This is a genomic window from Lipingzhangella rawalii (assembly GCF_031628175.1).
Classification (GTDB): Bacteria; Actinomycetota; Actinomycetes; order Streptosporangiales; family Streptosporangiaceae; genus Lipingzhangella_A; species Lipingzhangella_A rawalii.
Genome location: NZ_JAVLVT010000008.1, coordinates 207875 through 226120, shown reverse-complemented (window position 1 = coordinate 226120; position 18246 = coordinate 207875). Strand labels below are relative to the sequence as shown.

The following is an 18246-nucleotide window of genomic DNA, read 5'->3' as shown; positions in this document are numbered from 1 at the left end:
AGGGGGAGCACCCCCACCACGGCCCACGGACGGATGCGGCTGCGTTCCCTCGGGCCTCGCCTGGGTGGATCGGCGCGCATCGGCGCAGCCAGCAGCCCCCATGCGGCATCCGGGGAGAGTGCCCGGCTCCCGGCCTGCGCCCACGCCCACCGGTGCGACCCGACCAGCACCGCAGCCCGCAGACCTCCCGAAAGGCACGGCCTAACCTCAATCGACAGCCCCACCGGCGGGCCGGATTCATTTCCAGCGGCCGGTGGGGCCTCGCGCTTCGACCGGGGCGGGACCGGTGCCCTACCGCAGGCGGAACACCTCGTTGTCCACACCCTCGTCGTAGTCGCTGATGAACCGCAGCACGTAGGTACCGTTGCCCGCGGTCCGGTCCGAGTCCCGGCAGTCACTCCAGGATCGGGTACGGTCCCAGGTCACGGTGGTGGTGTGGGGGACACCACGCTGCAACTCCGTCGGCTGGGCATCGTCGCCATCCGCACAGTCGGCCGTGGAGAAGATCCGATCGTCGCCCGAGGTGACCCGCAGCTCCATCTCTTCGGGTCCCATATCCACTGTGCACGTCTGCTCACCCGTGTTGACCACGGTCAGTTCGACCTCCACATCCGCACCACCGGTGAAGGTGTCCTCGGCGAGGTCCATGGTCACCACGATGTCCTGCGGGCGGCAGGGATCCTCGGCGCTCTCCGGCTCCGGGATGCCCGTGGATCCGGAGTCACCGTCCTGGCCGGACTCCTCCCCGGAGTCCGCGTCCTCGTCCTCGGAATCCTCGGAGTCCTCGTCGTTGTCGTCGTCAGCATCACCGTCGGAGTCCGTGTCCGGCTCCGGGTTCCCGGTGGGACCCGGGTCCGGGGGCTCCTCGGGTTCATCCGTCTCCGCGCCCGCCTCGGGGTCGGCACTGGCCTGCTGCTCGTCATCGGTACCGCTGGAGGACAGCGCTGAGCTTGCCCACGCGATCAGGGCAACGATCGCGAAGAGGCCCGCGAGCACGAAGACTCGCCGCTTCCAGTACGTCTCCGGACTGACCGGTCCGGGATGTCCAGCGCTTGAAGCCATGGGCGTAGTATTCCGGGTTCAGGACCTTTACACCTACTCAACCCGCCGCGGGATAGCGAATTGCATCTGCCCGAAAATCCCTACGCCACACCGGTTCTGGCGTGGTATGAGACTCATGCCCGTGACCTGCCCTGGCGCCGCCCGGATGCCACACCCTGGGGCATCCTCGTGAGCGAAATCATGCTCCAGCAGACTCCGGTCGCCCGTGTTCTGCCCGCGTGGCAGTCCTGGATGGAGCGGTGGCCAACCCCCGCCGACCTTGCCGCGGAACCGCCGGGCGCGGCCGTGCGCATGTGGGATCGATTGGGCTACCCCCGTCGTGCCCTCAATCTGCACGCGAGCGCCCGGGCCATCGTGGACGAGCACGGTGGGGAGGTCCCGCGGGAGCACGCTCAGCTGCTGGCACTCCCGGGGGTGGGATCCTACACGGCGGCCGCGGTAGCCAGCTTCGCCTTCGGGCAGCGACACGCGATCCTCGACACCAACGTCCGCCGGGTGCTGGCCCGTGTCATCGATGGAGTTCAGTATCCGCCGAAAAGCCAGACCAAGGCGGAGGCCACGACCGCGCAGGAGCTCCTGCCGCCGGAGCCCGCAGTGGCGGCGCGGTGGGGAGTGGCCGTGATGGAGCTGGGGGCGCTCGTGTGTACGGCCCGCTCCGCCCGCTGCGGCGAGTGCCCCCTGGCCGGGCAGTGTGCCTGGCGGCAACAGGGCTACCCGCAGCACTCTGGGGAGCCGCGGCGGGGGCAGCGCTACGCCGGAACGGACCGCCAGGTACGCGGACGGCTGCTGGCCGTGCTGCGGTCCGCGGAGGGGCCCGTCCCCCGCTGTGAGCTCCAGCGTGCCTGGGACGAGCCGATCCAGCGCGACCGTGCCCTGCGGGGCCTGATCCATGACGGGCTCGTGGATCCACTGCCGAACGACAGCTTCGCACTTCCCGGATAGTCGGCACCGGGGCGCCGGCGTGCCGACTGGCCCGGCTCTCGCCGTGCCGCTGCCTGTGTCCCCTCGCGCGGGGCCACTGCACGAGACGCGGAACACTGCCCCGACATGGGCGTGGGGGCTGGCCGAGTGGCCAGCCCCCACGCGCCGCACGGTTCGGGTTGCGCTACTCCCCGGACCCGGTGGCGGACTCTTCCTCCACCGGCACCGTGTCCGGAACCGAGTCCGGCTTGGGGATACCGCGGAAGGTGAACTTGGCGGTCTCCCCACTGCCCTCGGCGTCCACGATGACGATCTGTCCGGGCCGCAGCTCGCCGAAGAGGATGTTCTCCGACAGCTGGTCCTCGATCTCCCGCTGAATGGTGCGGCGCAGTGGCCGGGCACCCAGCACCGGATCGTATCCCCGCTTCGCCAGCAGCTCCTTGGCTCCCGGACGCAGCTCCAGGCCCATGTCCCGATCCTTGAGCCGCTCGTCGAGCTGGCTGACCATCAGGTCCACGATCGAGAAGATCTCCTCCTCGGTGAGCTGGTGGAAGACGATGGTGTCATCCACACGGTTGAGGAACTCCGGCCGGAAGTGCTGCTTGAGCTCGTCGTTGACCTTGGCCTTCATCCGCTCGTAGTTGGTCTTGGTGTCGCTCTCCTTGGCGAACCCGACCGCAGCACCCTTGGAGATGTCCCGCGTGCCCAGGTTGGTCGTCATGATGATGACGGTGTTCTTGAAGTCGACGTTGCGCCCCTGGGCGTCGGTGAGCCGCCCTTCCTCCAACACCTGGAGCAGGGAGTTGAAGATGTCGTTGTGGGCCTTCTCGATCTCGTCGAAGAGGATCACGGAGAAGGGCTTACGCCGCACCTTCTCGGTGAGCTGACCCCCCTCCTCGTAGCCGACGTAGCCAGGCGGGGAACCGAACAGCCGGGAGACGGTGTGCTTCTCCATGTACTCGCTCATGTCGAGCTGGATCAGCGACTCCTCGTCACCGAACAGGAACTCCGCGAGCGTCTTGGACAGCTCCGTCTTACCGACACCGGACGGACCGGCGAAGATGAACGAGCCACCAGGGCGCTTGGGGTCCTTGAGCCCGGCCCGGGTCCGGCGAATCGCCTGGGAGAGCGCCTTGATGGCGTCCTCCTGGCCGATGACCCGCTTGTGCAGCTCATCCTCCATACGCAGCAGCCGGGAGCTCTCCTCCTCGGTGAGGCGGAACACCGGGATGCCGGTCGCCGTGGCCAGGACCTCCGCGATGAGCTCCTCATTGACCTCGGCGACGACGTCCATGTCGCCGGCCTTCCACTCCTTCTCCCGCTGCGCCTTCTTGTTCAGCAGCTGCTTCTCGTCGTCCCGCAGCGAGGCGGCCCGTTCGAAGTCCTGGGAGTCGATCGCCGACTCCTTGTCCTTGCGGACCTCGGCGATCTTCTCGTCGTACTCCCGCAGGTCCGGTGGGGCGGTCATCCGCCGGATCCGCATCCGGGAGCCGGCCTCGTCGATGAGATCGATGGCCTTGTCCGGCAGGAACCGGTCCGAAATGTAGCGGTCCGCCATCTGGCCGGCCGCCACCAGGGCGCTGTCGGTGATCGAGACCCGGTGGTGCGCCTCGTAGCGATCCCGCAGTCCCTTGAGAATCTCGATCGTGTGCGAGATGGAGGGCTCGTCCACCTGGATCGGCTGGAAGCGCCGCTCCAGGGCCGCGTCCTTCTCCAGGTGCTTGCGGTACTCGTCCAGAGTGGTGGCGCCGATCGTCTGGAGCTCGCCCCGGGCCAACATCGGCTTCAGGATCGAGGCGGCATCGATCGCTCCCTCGGCCGCGCCCGCACCCACGAGCGTGTGCAGCTCATCGATGAAGAGAATGATGTCCCCGCGAGTGCGGATCTCCTTGAGGACCTTCTTCAGTCGCTCCTCGAAGTCACCCCGGTAGCGGCTCCCCGCGACGAGGGCCCCCAGGTCGAGGGTGTAGAGCTGCTTATCCTTCAACGTCTCGGGGATTTCACCCTTGACGATCTTCTGCGCCAGCCCCTCGACCACCGCGGTCTTGCCGACGCCCGGTTCACCGATCAGCACCGGGTTGTTCTTGGTGCGCCGGGAGAGCACCTGCATAACCCGCTCGATCTCGGTATCCCGACCGATCACCGGGTCCAGCTTGCTCTCGCGGGCGGCCTGGGTCAGGTTGCGACCGAACTGGTCCAGGACCAGGGACGTGGACGGGCTTGACTCGGAGGAGGCCCCGGTCGCCTGGGGCTCCTTGCCCTGGTAGCCGTGCAGCAGCTGGATCACCTGCTGGCGCACGCGGTTCAGATCCGCGCCGAGCTTCACCAGAACCTGGGCGGCCACGCCTTCGCCCTCGCGGATCAGCCCGAGCAGGATGTGCTCGGTGCCAATGTAGTTGTGGCCGAGCTGGAGCGCCTCGCGCAGGGACAGCTCCAGCACCTTCTTGGCTCGCGGCGTGAAGGGGATGTGACCGGAGGGCGCCTGCTGGCCCTGACCGATGATCTCCTCTACCTGCTGCCGAACCGCTTCGAGGCTGATCCCCAGGCTCTCCAGAGCCTTCGCCGCAACACCCTCACCCTCATGGATGAGGCCGAGCAGGATGTGCTCGGTGCCAATGTAGTTGTGGTTGAGCATCCTGGCCTCTTCCTGGGCCAGGACCACCACGCGCCGAGCGCGGTCGGTAAACCTCTCGAACATCTCTCGTCGCTCCTCACAGAGCGGTCAGGCAGGAACGGCTGCCCCGTCCTCCACTTTCCGCAAATCGGCCCCTGCAGGCAGAGGTCCTCCAGGGGGCGCTGGCAGCACCCGGACGTCTCGACCCCGCGATCGCGGAACGCTCCGACACCCAGACGCACCTCTTTCGACGCGGCCCTCCGACGGATCTCCGGCGAACGCTCAGTCAGAGACGTTCCCTGACATCAGGGCGTTCACCCTCATCCAACTACCAATCACGGCCGTGGTGTTCCAAGTACGCCGCAAGCGAACGGCCCGCTCTCCGAAATTCGAAGAACGGGCCGTTACGACGGCGAGACCGAACACCGCACGGGGGCCACCCATACCGCAACCAGCCGCCCCGGCTGCCGTGGACACACGGCCCTGCCACATCGCAGACCGGTGGCGGCCGGCGGCACACCCGTACCCACCGATCGCCCCGAGATCGGCAAGACGGGCCCTACGCCTGTCGGCCTGTCGCCACGCCTCCACATGAAGGTCGCACATTGCCGGTGGGACCGGGCGAGAACAGCGCAATGTCGGTGACGTCTACCGAGAGGAGCCCGTCGCGGCCTCGTACTCGGCAACGATCGACTGCGGGATGCGACCACGCTCGTTGACCTGCTTGCCATGTGCCTTGGCCCAGGCGCGAATCTCCGCGCTGCGCTCCCGGCTGGGCTGGCTACGCTGCTGGCGCTTGCCCTTGGCCGGCTTCGACGGCGCCTTGCGGGCGACCTCCACGTACGGCGCCAGGACTTCCCGCAGCCGTGCGGCGTTCTTGGCGCTGAGGTCAATCTCGTAGGCGGAGCCGTCCATCCCGAACTGTACGGTCTCCTCAGCCTCGCCACCATCGAGGTCATCCACGAGAAGAACCTGAACCTTTTGTGCCATGGATACGAACCTTTCAGCAGTGCCGGACAGTAGCACTTAATATCGAAGATATACCTGACAACGTCAAATGACAATTGTCAACACGAAGAATAAACAGCGACCCTGGCCCGGAGACGGGCAATTCGCACAAGCCTGCCACACCCGGAGTCAGGCCCCTCCCGCCACGAGAACGAGCGGGCACCTGACATGATTCCCGGTTCCCGAACGGCTATGGGCGCTCCGTTCCCGTCTCGTCCTCCGGAACTTCTCCGGCGGCCGGCATCGACGGTTTCGAAGCTCCGTCGGTATCTGTGCCCTCGTGACCGGTTCCCCCGGTTTCGACCGAGGTGGAGTTAGCTCCCGAGGCGGCCTCCGCTTCACTGACGAGCCGCCCGTCCGAGGTTCGTGGTGCCATCTCCCGACGCAGTAGCTTATAGATGAACGTGCAGAAGACGGTCGCGACCACGGCCGGGGGGATCAGCGCCGACAATATGTCCCACATCGAACGCCACCCCTTCCTTGTAGGGACTTTATGGAGTGCTTACCTATGCGGCACCTCCGGGGGTTCCAGCCCGAGACAGGATCTCGCTCCACAATCACGGTGACACCATCATAGACACCGATAGAGCGTCATGATCACCGGGCCCAAGATACAGCCCACAACCTCGATACGAGCACAGGGACCCAGCGCTGCCCAAGCCGGATTCTCCCGACCCATGTGTGAAATCGGGCGCGGGGGACGGCCCACACCCGGTTACTCGGATACCTGCCGCACCCCGGTTACTACCGTCGGCGCGAGCACCGCCGGATAGGACGCCGGGCGCACCGGGTCACATCCGACAATAACCCAGGACCACAAAAACTGGTACCGGCCAGAATCTCACCCCCGCCGGGGGTGTGCCCGGAGCGCGGCCGGAAGTGCCCATCGTGAAGCCACGGACGTGCCCCCACCGCTCAGGAGTGTGGCTCGTCCAGGTACACCAGCATACGCGTATTGCCCAGAGTATTGGGCTTGACGCGATCCAGGTCCAGGAACTCGGCGACCCCCTCATCATAGGAGCGGAGGAGTTCCGCATAGACCCGTGCGGAGACCGGCGTCCCCTGGATTGGCTCGAATCCGTGCTTTCCGAAGAACGCGGTTTCGAAGGTGAGACAGAAAACCCGCCGCACACCGAGCATACGCGCGGTTCGTAACAGCTCCGCGACGATTCGGTGACCCACCCCACGGCCCTGGACGCACGGATCCACGGCAACGGTCCGTACCTCCCCCAGGTCCTCCCACAGGACATGCAGAGCGCCACAGCCCACAACCTCACGGTCCTGAGTGTCGGCGACCCAGAACTCCTGGATGTCCTCGTAAAGTTGTACCGCGCTCTTGGCCAACATTCGTCGATCGGATTCAAAGGTCCCGATCAACTCCCGGATACGACCGACATCGCGGGTCCGGGCCCGGCGAACAGTTATGCACACTCTGGACAGGCTATCGCCCACCGTGCCGCGGCAGGGGGTATCAGCGGGGCAGCGCCGGGCGCCCCAGTGGCCCGACCATGGTGCCCAGGGGCTCCGGACGACGTCGGTAACGACACTGTTCAGCGAAGCGGTCCGCATACGGCGAGCGTTCGGACAGCACGGCCCTGTCCGGGACTGCGCCAGGGTCACGGCGGGCGCTGCACGCCTTCGCACTCCCCGGGCTCCAGGCACTGCCGGAGCCCAGCAGTATCCGGTGTTCCGACCGCCGAGGCGACCATCCCACCGGTCGTGGAGTTCCCGGCCCGGCCCGTCTTCGCGAGGGGGTATGCCCGCACGGCCGGTAGCGACGCTCCGGCGCAGGATCGCGCTGCCCGGTCACCGGAATGGCGACATCGGTGCCGCCCATCTCGTTCGAGACCCCGCTGGGGCATCCACACGAATCAGCCCCAGCGGGAAGGGCGGAAACCCGCCCCGAAACGATGCCCGAGAACAGCTAGATCAGCTGGCGCCGAGCCGCCCACACGACCGCCTCGATCGGCGTGTTGACATCCAGTCGATCGCATACCGTGCGTAGCCTGCGCCGTAGAGTTCTCGCACTGAGTTCGAGGCGACGAGCGGCGACATCGGTCGTTACCCCGGTAGCGATCTCCGCCAGCAGCTCGATCTCCTCAGTGGACAACTCAATCTGCGCGGCACCCCCGCCCGTCGTGGGGTCCCGGGTTTCCTCACCGACGCGAGGATCCGGCGGGGCTGAAGCCTGCCGAAGCGTCCCGTCGGGCGAGCTGGTCAGCCCTCCGTCTGGAGACTCCTTGACAGCATGACGTACGAGTGTGGCCTGATCCACTCCGTCCTCCCTCGTCCGTGGTGAGCGCGGAACTTCGACTCATCACCGCGGATGCCGCACACATACGGTGCGCGGTAACCGGCACTTCCGGACAGGTATGCGTCGACACACATGCTCCAGCCGACAATCCCCGATCCCGGGAAATGAGACGGAACGACTGGTGCGGGTGTCTGGTCACGACGGCCTGGGACGGACAGGCCACGCGAACGCACACACGGGATGGGATGGGTGCCTGGTTGTTGTTTGCCCATCCCGATCACCCTCATTTTGAACCGCTTTGACGGCATGCGGGACGTCCCCGCTCGATTGGGAACGCTAGGCCGATCTCAGCAGCACGTCAAGAGCCAGTCAGGTACACAGTGAGTCCAGACAATCACCAAAAGTGAGAATGATCTGTGACCAAAACGTGAATGGGCACTGTGCGCAGGGATCCTACTGGCGACTGGCCTCGCGGGGATCCAGGAACAGAGTTAGTAAAGAGTATTCCCAGTATGGCGAAAGCGATATCCACACCCCGGGCAAGCGTGTTGAGGATCACGCCTGCCCGGAGCACACCGCGGGACTACTCCGGCTTGACGAGAGGGAAAGTGACGGTCTCCCGGATGTTGTGTCCCGTGAATGCCATGAGGAGGCGGTCGATACCCACACCCACACCACCGGTGGGTGGCATTCCGTATTCCAGGGCACGCAGGAAGTCCTCATCGAGCTGCATGGCCTCCGGGTCGCCCTCGGCCGCCATGAGGGACTGCTCGGTCAACCGTCGCCGCTGTTCCACAGGATCGACCAGCTCCGTATAGCCGGTGCCCAACTCCATCCCGAAACCGATGAGGTCCCACTTCTCCGTCAGAAGCGGATCCGCGCGATGCTGGCGGGTCAACGGACTGGTCTCGAGGGGGAAGTCACATACGAATGTGGGCTGCACGAGGGTGGGCTCGACCAACTCTTCGAACAGGTGCTCGGCGAACTTGCCCGGCCCCCAGCTCGGGTCCCAGGAAATCTCGCGCTCATCGGCCAGGCGCCGCAGCTCCACCAGCGGGGTACGGGGAGTTACCTCAGTGGCCACCGCCTCGGACACCGCGGTGTACAGCGGTAGCCAGGGCCACTCACCGCCGATGTCCACCTTTCCCCCGTCCCGCTCGATCACCGTGCCGCCGAAGGCTGCACGGGCCGCCGTCTGGACGAGTTCGCGGGTGAGTGTGGCGACCTCGGTGTAGTCGGTGTAGGCCTGGTAGAACTCCAACATGGTGAACTCGGGGTTGTGCGTGGCGTCCGCCCCCTCGTTCCGGAAGTTCCGGTTGATCTCGAACACGCGCTCGATCCCACCGACAACCAACCGCTTGAGGAACAACTCCGGGGCAATCCGTAGATACAGATCCAGATCGTAGGCGTTGATGTGCGTGGTGAACGGGCGTGCGGTGGCCCCCCCGTGCACCTGTTGCAACATCGGGGTTTCCACCTCGATGAAACCGTGCTCCTGCAAACCCTCGCGTAGTGCCCGCACGGCCGCGGCCCGTGTGGTGACCATGGCCCGTGCCTCGGGGTTCACGATCAGGTCCACGTACCGCTGCCGCACCCGCGCCTCCGGGTCGGTCAACCCCTTGTGCTTCTCCGGGAGGGGACGCAGGCACTTGGCCGTGAGGGTCCACTCCTCCACCAGCACGGACAACTCCCCCCGACGGGAGGTGATCACCTCACCCCGCACCCCCACGTGATCGCCCAGATCCACATCGGACTTCCATGCGGCCAGGGACTCCTCACCCAACCGATCCAAGGACAACATGAGCTGAATCTCACCGGATCCGTCCCGGACCGTGGCAAAGCACAACTTGCCCCCGGTCCGCGACAGCAGAACCCGGCCGACAACGCCCACCCGCTCGTTGGTGTGCACGTCGGCGTCCAGGCCCGCGTACTCGGAACGCACCCGCGCGATCTCGTGCGTGCGCGGATATCCCGGTGGGTAGACATCCACCCCCGAGTCGCGCAGCCGCTGAAGTTTGTCCCGGCGCACCCGCACCTGCTCGGGCAGCTCGGAATACACGTCACCCGTGGACACAGCCTCGTCAGTCACGATCCGCATCATATCGGCGTGCGGTTGTTGTCGATGCCAGGCCGGTTACCAGCTCCAGCCCCCGTCCAGCCCTCGGCTGGAGACGTACCGATCCACGACTCGACGTGGCTTGGTTGGGAGCGTGGTGCTGGTGGTTGGGTGGCTGCACGCGCCGTGTTGACCATGGCGCGGACGATGTCCAGGCCGATTCGCGCCAGGCGTACCCCGGGCCCTGTGCCTATTCGCCTCCACGCCGCTCCCCCCGCACCGCCCCTACACCCCGCTGGCCGTCGTGCGGGGGAGCGCCCCGGAAACAGGACACCACCAGGGACCACCACGGCGCGACGCCGCCGGCGGCCAACACGGCGCACATGGCTCACCAACCACCGGCACCACGATTGCCCATTGACCATGGCGCGGACGATGTCCAGGCCGATTCGCGACAGGAGTGCCCCGGCCCCTGTGCTTATTCGCCGCCGCGCGGCAGGAGGCAGGAGAACGTCCCGGTCCTCACGCCGAACCGGCATTGCGTTCGTAGAGCAGGCGCAGGCCGTGCAGGGTCAACAGGGGCTCGTGCACATCCACGCTCTCGCACTCGTCGATGACGGTTTCGGCGAGCCCGCCGGTAGCGATGACGGTCACCGCCTCGGGGGTGGTCCCGCCCTCCTCGGCGAGCTCCTGGGCCATACGGTCCACGATGCCGTCCACCTGGCCAGCGAAACCGTAGACGATGCCGGATCGCAGGGCTTCGCTGGTGCTCTTGGCGATCGCGTGTCTGGGCCGGACGAGCTCGACCATGTGCAGCTGGGCACCCCGCTGGGACAGCGCCTCGACCGAGATGTCGATACCGGGGGCAATGGCCCCACCGAGGTAGGCACCGGTGGTACTGACCGCATCGAACGTGGTGGCGGTGCCGAAGTCCACGACCACACAGGGGCCTCCGTATCGGCGTGCCGCCGCCAGGGCGTTCACGATGCGGTCGCTGCCCACCTCCTTCGGATTGTCCATCCGGATGGGGACACCGGTGCGTACCCCTGGCTCCACGATCACCACATCGGCCTTCGTGTAATGCTGTCGCACCATCTCCCGCATCGCGTGCTGGACCGGTGGCACGGTGCAGCACAGGGCCAGACCGGTGACGGGCGCATGCCCGCCCCCGGAGACGAGGCCATCCAGGAGAACGCTCCACTCGTCGGAGGTGCGTCGGGTGTCGGTGGCCACACGCCAGTGCCCCAGGAGCTCGGTCCCGTCGAACAGGCCGAGCACGGTGTGGGAGTTGCCTACATCGATCGTCAGGAGCATGAGTGCTTCTCTACCGTCTCGTCCGGTGCCGGTGGGCGTGTCCCTCAGTTCGTCCGCGGGTCCGTGTCCCGAAGGTCCATGGCTATGTCCAGGGCCGGACTGGAGTGGGTCAGTGCGCCCACGGCCAGGTAGTCGACCCCTGTCGCGGCGACCGTGGACGCGTTGTCCAGGGTGAGCCCACCGCTGGCCTCCAGCCGCGCTCGGCCGGCCACGAGCCGTACCGCCCGGGCCATGGACTCCACATCGAAATTGTCGAGCAGGAGTTCGTTGGCTCCCGCCTCCAGCGCGGGTTCGATCTGGGCGATCCGGTCCACCTCAACCTCCAGCGCCAGCTCCGGACGGGCCGCGCGCACGGCCCGCACCGCAGCCGCGACACCTCCGGCGGCGGCGACGTGGTTGTCCTTGATGAGGGCGACATCATCGAGTCCGAACCGGTGGTTGGTGCCACCACCGCACCGCACCGCGTACTTCTCCAGCACGCGCAATCCCGCGTGGGTTTTGCGGGTGTCCCGGATCCGTGCCGAGGTGCCGGCGATGGCGCGCACCCACTGGTTGGTTGCGGTCGCGATCCCGGACAGGTGGGTCAGCAGGTTGAGGGCGGTGCGTTCCGCGGTCAGCAGGTCGCGGACCCGACCAGTCACCGTCAGTAGGGTGTCTCCGGCCTTGACCTCCTCACCGTCCGCGGCGACGCGTTCCATGGTCACTGCCCCCTCGGTGACCGTCCAAAAAATGTGTTCGGCCAGGGGGAGCCCGGCGATCACCCCATCGGCGCGCGCCACGACATCGGCTGTTCCCAGTTGTGTCTCGGGAATGGTGGCCGCGCTGGTGGCATCGGCGAGTGGCGCCGGGGCGGGGCCGAGGTCTTCAGCCAGTGCCGCCGCGACGATCGCGGTGACGTGCTCGGCGGCAACGGTGGCACCGGTGGGGTCGTGCGTGTCCACCGTGCCGGGGGCGCGGCGAGCGGTCAGGGCGGGTGCCGCGAGGTCTGCCAACTCTGCGTGGACGGGGCTGTCCTGGGGATCCGGGTCAGCGCCGACAAGGCGGTGCAGGTTGATACTGCCCTGGGGGGCACAGACGAGCTGGTGCACGCGTTTCTGGGGGGCGGGCTCGGGGTGGTCCGCCCTCCAGTGGGACCCCCGGGTTTCGCGGCGATTCCTGGCCGACCGGGCCACGGCAGCGGCCACGGTGTGCAGGTTCGTCGCTTCCCAGGCCGCGACGCCCGGGGTGACGGTGGATCCGGTGGTGCCGAGTTCGGCGAGGACCTGTTCCAGCTCGTGTAGTCCCTCCTCGTCTCGGCGTACACCGGCGTGTCGGGACATGGCGGTGCGCACCGCGGTCACGGTGTCCGGGTCGACCAGTTCCCCGGTGGGCTGCTGGCTTCTCGGGGTGGGCGGTATGGGGTCGGGCAGGGCGTGGGCCAGGCGGCCAGCGATCCGGTCGGCGAACACGACTCCCTCCAGCAGGGAGTTGGACGCGAGTCGGTTCGCTCCGTGCACTCCGGTTCGGGCAACTTCTCCCACGGCGTACAGCCCGGGTACGCGCGTGGCCCCGTGGCCGTCGACGAGCACACCGCCGGAGGCGTAGTGCGCGGCCGGAACGACCGGGATCATCTCGTGGACCGGATCCACGCCGTGGTCGCGGCAGCTGGCCAGAATGGTGGGAAAGCGTTCCTGCCACGTCGCCGCGGAGAAGTGTCGGGCGTCGAGGTAGACATGGTCCGAATGTGTTCGTGCCATGACCCGGGCGATCGCACGGGAGACGACGTCCCGGGGCGCCAGGTCGGCGAGCTCGTGCTCGGCAGTCATGAACCGCTCGCCGTCCGGGGAACGTAGTACGGCCCCCTCCCCACGCACGGCCTCGGATATGAGGGGCTGCTGTCCGCGTGCGGCCCCGCCCAGCCACAACACTGTGGGGTGGAACTGGACGAATTCCAGGTCACAGAGTGGGGCGTTGACGCGCAGTGCCAGGGCCAGGCCGTCGCCGGTGGACACGGCGGGGTTGGTGGTCGCGGCGAAAACCTGCCCCATCCCACCGGTGGCCAGGACGACGGCGCGGGAGTGCACCTCGCCGACACCATCCTCCCGTCCCTCGCCCATGACGTGCACTGTGACGCCACACACGGCCGGGTGGCCGCTGGCGTCGGTTCCGCACAGGAGGTCGGGGACGAACGCGTGCTCGATAAGTTCGATCCGTGGCTCGGCGCGCACCCGTTCGACGAGTGCGCGTTCGATTTCGGCCCCGGTGGCGTCACCCCCGGCGTGGGCGATACGTGCCGCGCGATGGCCACCCTCGCGGGTGAGGGCCAGCGAGCCCTCCGGTGTCTCGTCGAAGGTTGTGCCCCGCTCCACCAGCCAGCGCAGAGCCTGGGCTCCCTGGGTGACCAGGGTCCGCACGGCGGTGGGGTCGCACAGTCCCGCACCGGCGGCCATGGTGTCCACCATGTGTGCCAGGGGACTGTCCGTGGGGTCGGTGACGGCGGCGATCCCGCCCTGGGCCCACCGGGTGGAACCGTTGGCGATCACGTCCTTGGTCACCAGAACGACACGTCCACGTGGGGCGCGCTCGACATAGCGCAGTGCCGTGCTCAGCCCGGCGATGCCGGAGCCAACCACCACGACGTCAGTGTCCCTGCTCCAGCTGGCTGGTGGAGCGGCCAGACGCCGGGGCACGCGCAACGAGGTCTCGCTCATCTCTCTCTCCTGGTTACTCCGCCCGCGGGTGGACGGCAAACCAGCTCACTCTATGTGGAGGGGCATGTTGTCGATAAGTCGGGTCTCGCCCACCCAGGCGGCGACGGCCAGGACCGCCGGTCCGTGGTGGTCTGTATCGACGTCGGTGAACGTGTCGGGATCGACCAGGACGAGATAGTCCAGTTCCAGGGGCGGGGTTGCTTTGGCCGCGGAGGCGAGCACGGAGTCGGCCGCGTCCCGTACCGCGGTGGCGGTGGCGGCCCGTGCGGCGAGGTCCCGGCCGGCGCGCAGGGCGCGGGAGAGGGCCAGTGCCGTGTCCCGTTCCTCGGGGCTGAGGTAGACGTTGCGGCTGGACGTGGCCAGGCCGTCCCGGTCGCGGACGATGTCGGCGGCGTGGATCGCTACCGGCATGGACAGGTCGCGGACCATGCGTCGCACAAGTGCCAGCTGCTGGGCGTCCTTCTGCCCGAACACGGCGGCGTCTGGCCGCACGAGGTGGAACAGCTTGGCCACCACGGTGAGGACCCCGTCGAAGAAGCCGGGGCGGGTGGCGCCCTCCAGGATCGTGCCGGTCGGTCCGGGACGCACGGTCACCATCGCCCCGCCCGGACCATCGGGATACATCGTGTCGACGCTGGGGGCGAAGACCACGTCCACGCCTTCGTTCGCGCAGACCTCGAGATCGGCGTCGAGCGTTCGGGGGTATTCCGCGTAGTCCTCGTTCGGGCCGAACTGGAGTGGGTTCACGAAGATGCTGACGACCACGGTTCCGCTGGGGCCGGCGTGCTCCCGAGCCTGGCGGATCAGACTGCGGTGTCCCGTGTGCAGGGCACCCATCGTGGGCACCAGTACGACCGCGTCCAGGTCTGGCCGTAGCTGGTCCAACTCCTCGCCCGTCCGGACGAGTCGGGGCGCGTGCGTGGAAGTCGGGGTGTCACTCATGGGTTTTCCTCTTAGCGCCGGGAGTGGGGAGCGTTCCCCGTCAGGTGGGGTCGCGCAGCACGTCCAGCAGCTGTTCGGCATCAGTGGGTTTGAGGTGTCCGGCGGCCAGGGCACGGTCGGCCGTGCGCCGTGCCAGGGCGACATAGCTGGCAACGGCGTCCGGACTATTCTGGCGCAGCTCGGTGAGATGGCGGGCGACAGTATCCGCGTCCCCACGGACCACGGGGCCGCTGAGGCCATCGATACCCAGGCGCAGGGCGTTGTCCAGGGCGGCGCCCAACAGGGGCCCGAGCATCCGTCCTGGTTCGTCCACGCCGGCCGTCCGTAGGAGCTCGGCACTGTCGGCCACCAGGGTGACGAGGTGGTTGGCGCCGCTGGCGAGTGCGGCGTGGTACAGGCCGCGCGCCTGCTCCTCGATCCAGACCGGTTCTGCACCCATCTCCACCACGAGGGCTTCGGCGATGGGACGCAGACTTTCGGGAGCCGTGACTCCGAAGGTGCAGGAGGACAGTCGCTGGAGATCCTCCATGCGCCCGGTGAAGGTCTGCACCGGGTGGAGTGCCAGGGGTAGGGCGCCGGCGGCGGTTGCCGGCTCCAGAACCGTGATTCCGTGGCTGCCACTGGTGTGGGCGAGCAAGGTGCCCGCGACGGGGGCGCCGGTGTTGACCAGCCCCTGCACGAGTGGGCCCAGGGTGTCGTCGGGCACACACAACAGCACCAGGTCCGCCTGCTCCAGAACCTCGGTGGGTTCGGCGATCCGTGCTGTTGGCAGTCGCTGCTCCACACGGTCGCGGGAGGCCTGGGACAGCGCGGTGCTGGCGACCACGTGGTGGCCGGCGCGGCTGAGGGCCATGCCGAGGACCGAGCCGACCCGTCCCGGGCCGACGATCCCGACGGTCAGGCGCGCCGGACGTTGGCTAGTAGCGTCGTTGTGCATCTCTCTCGCATTCCAGTCCCGGTCGGGGTACCGGATGTCTCCCTCAGGCTAAGCCTCGACATGCACAGGGCCGGTGCCGCCCCCGTGGGAGCGGCACCGGCCCGGGATATTTCCGCGGCACCAGTGCCGGCATTGCGGCGCCGCGGTGTGCGCTCCGGCTAGTTGAAGACGGCCGCGCCGGACTTGTAGCAGTTGGCGGAGGAGACGCCCAGGATGGCGATGGAGTTGCCGCACACGTTGACGGGAACGTTGGCCTCGGCCACCACCTGGTTGCCGCTGAGCACCGAGCCGTCGCCGGAGGTCTGCACGTCGTCGACCGCGTGGGCCGGCGCACCCATCAGCGTGAAGGTGGCGGCGGCCGCGACTGCGCTGGTGGCAATGAACTTCTTCAGCACTGCACTACTCCTCTGGATATGCCGGCGGGGGGCTACCGCCTGACATTCTGACTGTACGTACGATCTCGAACACCTGGTGTGCTCGCATCTCTATCTAGCCACACCAGACACATGATTTACAGCGTTTTCGCGAGATACTATCCCAGATAGTAATCAGATAAACACGTATTGTGACCATGTATGTCCGGATTTTCTTCGCTTTTTTGCGCCGACACAGCGATCGGGAGTGGCGCAACTCACATCACATCGGGATACGGCGGACGCCCCGCGTGGCGAGATCGGCAGCCCCACCGTGGATAGATCCCGGGAACCACTCAGTTCCGCACGGGCCACCGATCGGTCCGGGTGACCCACCGCTCCGGCCCGTGACCACGCATCCGACCGCGGTCCACCCCCGAGCTCACCCGCGCCAGCACGCGCCAGCCCTCCCGCACACCGCGGGCGGGGGCGTGCAGCCGCACCGGCCCGGGGACGGTCTCGACCACCAGGGACACACGCCCCAACCACCGCTCGACTGGCCCCGAAGCCAGCCGGATGCTCTGCACGGCGGAATGAGCGACGATCACCGCCGTGCGGCACAGGACTCCACTCCGGGCCACCAGCGCGGTCTCCGTGACCCCGAGTTCCGCGGTCCGCCCCCGCAGACCGCGTGCGGGTACCAGCTGGGCTCGTCCCGGGTCGACCCCCGGCAGTAGGTGGTGGGTGAGCTCGAAGGCGAGACGCCGCGGGACCACCGGCAACAGCGTGGCCGAATCCATCTGGCGCTCGCCCACATGCCCGGCGATGTTGGCATCCAGCCGGGCCAGCCCGAGGAGCTGCCACAGCAGGGGCTCCACGACCCGCACCGCGTGGACCCGGCCTGGCGGAACCGTCTGATCGCGGCGCTGCACCAGACCGAAACGCAGACGTAGCCCGTCCGGGGCAACGGCAGCCCGGAACCCGCCATACCGCAGGAGGGGGCCGAGGAATCCACGAATCAGACCCAGCGCCAGCGGAATGACCGCCCCCAGGACCGCGGGCTCACGAAATGCCAGGCCCACAACGGCCAGCACCAGGAGGCCGCCGAAGGCCACCAGAACCGGGAGCTGCGCCACCAGGGCGGTGAGCAGCATGGGAGTACCCAGGACGAAGAGCGGCCGGTCCTCGGGCGGCGGGGTCCCCCCGGGGAGGCCGGCTGCGTGCGCGATCAGCGCGGAACGCAGCCGATCGGCCTCGTACCGGGACAGATAGGCCAGCCGGACCTCGCTTCGGTCCCCTCCCGCCAGCTCGATCCGCACCTCCGCCAGCCCGAGCACACGAACCAGCAGCGGGCACACCGTGTCCACCGTCTGGAGACGGCTCAGGGGAACCTCCCGCTCCACATGGTGGACGAGGCCCCGCCGCAGCAGGAGATGATCGCCGGACAGTTCGTAGGTGTGGGTCCACCAGTCCGCCAGGCACACGGCCCCGGTCGCCCCGATGAACAGGAGTGTCACCGCCATCGTCAGCACCGGCCCCAGGTCCGGTTCCAGCTCCAGTAGCAGCACACCGACGACAGCGAACATCACCGTCGTCACGAGAAGGACCCGCAGCGGGACCGTGAGCCAGTGCAGCTGGTGTGGCCCCTCCGGGCCCGGTTCGCCGCCACCCCGTTCCGCCGGTGGCCCAGGCACTGCCGGCGCGGAGCCGGTATCCCTACCGCTTGCAGGCGGACGGGCCCACTGGGGGCTGCTCCGGCTGGAGCTCAGTGGAGGCGGGGTGTGGGGCGAGTAGTGGTCCGGGCTCGGCTCGGGGGTCCGGGTCGCGGGGGCCAGTCGTGGCGGAGGTGCCGCCGGATGCTCCCTGGAATCGGGGGACAGCTCCGTGTGGGCCGACGCCGACGCCGACGCCGCGGGAGTGTCGCCGGCCGGCGACGAGGTCCCCGTTGATCCCCCCGTCGGGGAACGGACCTCCCGTAACGCGGGAAGCCCGGAGAACCCTCCGGTGGTCGCGCTGCCGCGCGGGGATGGCGACTGCCGCGCACCGTTGGTGTCGGCCCCCGCCCCGGCCCCGGTGTTGTTCCAGCGCAGCCCGA

Annotated in this window: 14 protein-coding genes; 1 reads left to right on the top strand and 13 read right to left on the bottom strand. The window is 68.0% G+C overall.

Annotation, left to right across the window (positions count from 1 at the left end):
* Nucleotides 1–291: 291 nt before the first annotated feature.
* The gene (locus tag RIF23_RS16675) at nt 292–1062 is read right to left on the bottom strand and encodes a hypothetical protein (RefSeq protein ID WP_310913488.1); all 771 of its coding nucleotides are present in this window, start codon (nt 1060–1062) and stop codon (nt 292–294) included.
* 66 nt (nt 1063–1128) lie between these two features.
* On the opposite strand from RIF23_RS16675, the gene RIF23_RS16670 reads away from it, so the two are divergent.
* Nucleotides 1129–2004 carry an A/G-specific adenine glycosylase gene (locus RIF23_RS16670; RefSeq protein WP_310913503.1) on the top strand — a complete coding sequence of 292 codons (876 nt, stop codon included), beginning with the start codon at nt 1129–1131 and terminating at the stop codon, nt 2002–2004.
* A gap of 163 nt (nt 2005–2167) precedes the next feature.
* Here the strand turns inward: RIF23_RS16670 and RIF23_RS16665 are convergent, their stop codons facing one another.
* The 12 genes from RIF23_RS16665 to RIF23_RS16610 form a co-directional block, all read right to left on the bottom strand.
* Nucleotides 2168–4681 (bottom strand): ATP-dependent Clp protease ATP-binding subunit, encoded by a 2514-nt coding sequence (locus tag RIF23_RS16665; RefSeq protein ID WP_310913487.1) that lies wholly within the window; start codon nt 4679–4681, stop codon nt 2168–2170.
* A 564-nt stretch (nt 4682–5245) separates the two neighbouring features.
* On the bottom strand, nt 5246–5587 hold the full coding sequence (locus tag RIF23_RS16660; RefSeq protein ID WP_310913486.1) for a histone-like nucleoid-structuring protein Lsr2: 342 nt from the start codon (nt 5585–5587) through the stop codon (nt 5246–5248).
* A 208-nt stretch (nt 5588–5795) separates the two neighbouring features.
* Nucleotides 5796–6068, bottom strand: coding sequence for a hypothetical protein (locus RIF23_RS16655; RefSeq protein ID WP_310913485.1), 273 nt, complete (start codon nt 6066–6068; stop codon nt 5796–5798).
* A 452-nt stretch (nt 6069–6520) separates the two neighbouring features.
* The gene (locus tag RIF23_RS16650) at nt 6521–7057 is read right to left on the bottom strand and encodes an amino-acid N-acetyltransferase (protein WP_407659490.1); all 537 of its coding nucleotides are present in this window, start codon (nt 7055–7057) and stop codon (nt 6521–6523) included.
* Nucleotides 7058–7529: 472 nt separating this feature from the next.
* Nucleotides 7530–7880 (bottom strand): helix-turn-helix domain-containing protein, encoded by a 351-nt coding sequence (locus RIF23_RS16645; protein ID WP_310913484.1) that lies wholly within the window; start codon nt 7878–7880, stop codon nt 7530–7532.
* Between the two features lie 562 nt (nt 7881–8442).
* Entirely contained in the window at nt 8443–9948 is a 1506-nt protein-coding gene (gene lysX, locus RIF23_RS16640; protein ID WP_310913483.1) for a bifunctional lysylphosphatidylglycerol synthetase/lysine--tRNA ligase LysX, read from the bottom strand.
* 489 nt (nt 9949–10437) lie between these two features.
* Nucleotides 10438–11229, bottom strand: a complete 792-nt coding sequence (locus RIF23_RS16635) for a type III pantothenate kinase (protein WP_310913482.1) — start codon at nt 11227–11229, stop codon at nt 10438–10440.
* A 44-nt stretch (nt 11230–11273) separates the two neighbouring features.
* A complete protein-coding gene (locus RIF23_RS16630; protein WP_310913481.1) occupies nt 11274–13919 on the bottom strand; it encodes an L-aspartate oxidase in 2646 nt (881 codons plus the stop codon).
* 45 nt (nt 13920–13964) lie between these two features.
* Nucleotides 13965–14861: a pantoate--beta-alanine ligase gene (gene panC / locus RIF23_RS16625; protein ID WP_310913480.1), complete on the bottom strand. Its 897-nt coding sequence runs from the start codon at nt 14859–14861 to the stop codon at nt 13965–13967.
* 40 nt (nt 14862–14901) lie between these two features.
* Complete coding sequence (locus RIF23_RS16620; protein ID WP_310913501.1) at nt 14902–15834, bottom strand: Rossmann-like and DUF2520 domain-containing protein; 933 nt, start codon at nt 15832–15834, stop codon at nt 14902–14904.
* A 122-nt stretch (nt 15835–15956) separates the two neighbouring features.
* Nucleotides 15957–16193: a chaplin family protein gene (locus RIF23_RS16615; RefSeq protein WP_310913479.1), complete on the bottom strand. Its 237-nt coding sequence runs from the start codon at nt 16191–16193 to the stop codon at nt 15957–15959.
* Nucleotides 16194–16507: 314 nt separating this feature from the next.
* Nucleotides 16508–17845 (bottom strand): PH domain-containing protein, encoded by a 1338-nt coding sequence (locus RIF23_RS16610; RefSeq protein WP_310913478.1) that lies wholly within the window; start codon nt 17843–17845, stop codon nt 16508–16510.
* Nucleotides 17846–18246: the final 401 nt, after the last annotated feature.

Coding starts and splice junctions, on each gene's coding strand:
- RIF23_RS16675 (WP_310913488.1), bottom strand. CDS start 1,062: ATGGCTTCAAGCGCTGGACATCCCGGACCGGTCAGTCCGGAGACGTAC.
- RIF23_RS16665 (WP_310913487.1), bottom strand. CDS start 4,681: ATGTTCGAGAGGTTTACCGACCGCGCTCGGCGCGTGGTGGTCCTGGCC.
- RIF23_RS16660 (WP_310913486.1), bottom strand. CDS start 5,587: ATGGCACAAAAGGTTCAGGTTCTTCTCGTGGATGACCTCGATGGTGGC.
- RIF23_RS16655 (WP_310913485.1), bottom strand. CDS start 6,068: ATGTGGGACATATTGTCGGCGCTGATCCCCCCGGCCGTGGTCGCGACC.
- RIF23_RS16635 (WP_310913482.1), bottom strand. CDS start 11,229: ATGCTCCTGACGATCGATGTAGGCAACTCCCACACCGTGCTCGGCCTG.
- RIF23_RS16630 (WP_310913481.1), bottom strand. CDS start 13,919: ATGAGCGAGACCTCGTTGCGCGTGCCCCGGCGTCTGGCCGCTCCACCA.
- panC (WP_310913480.1), bottom strand. CDS start 14,861: ATGAGTGACACCCCGACTTCCACGCACGCGCCCCGACTCGTCCGGACG.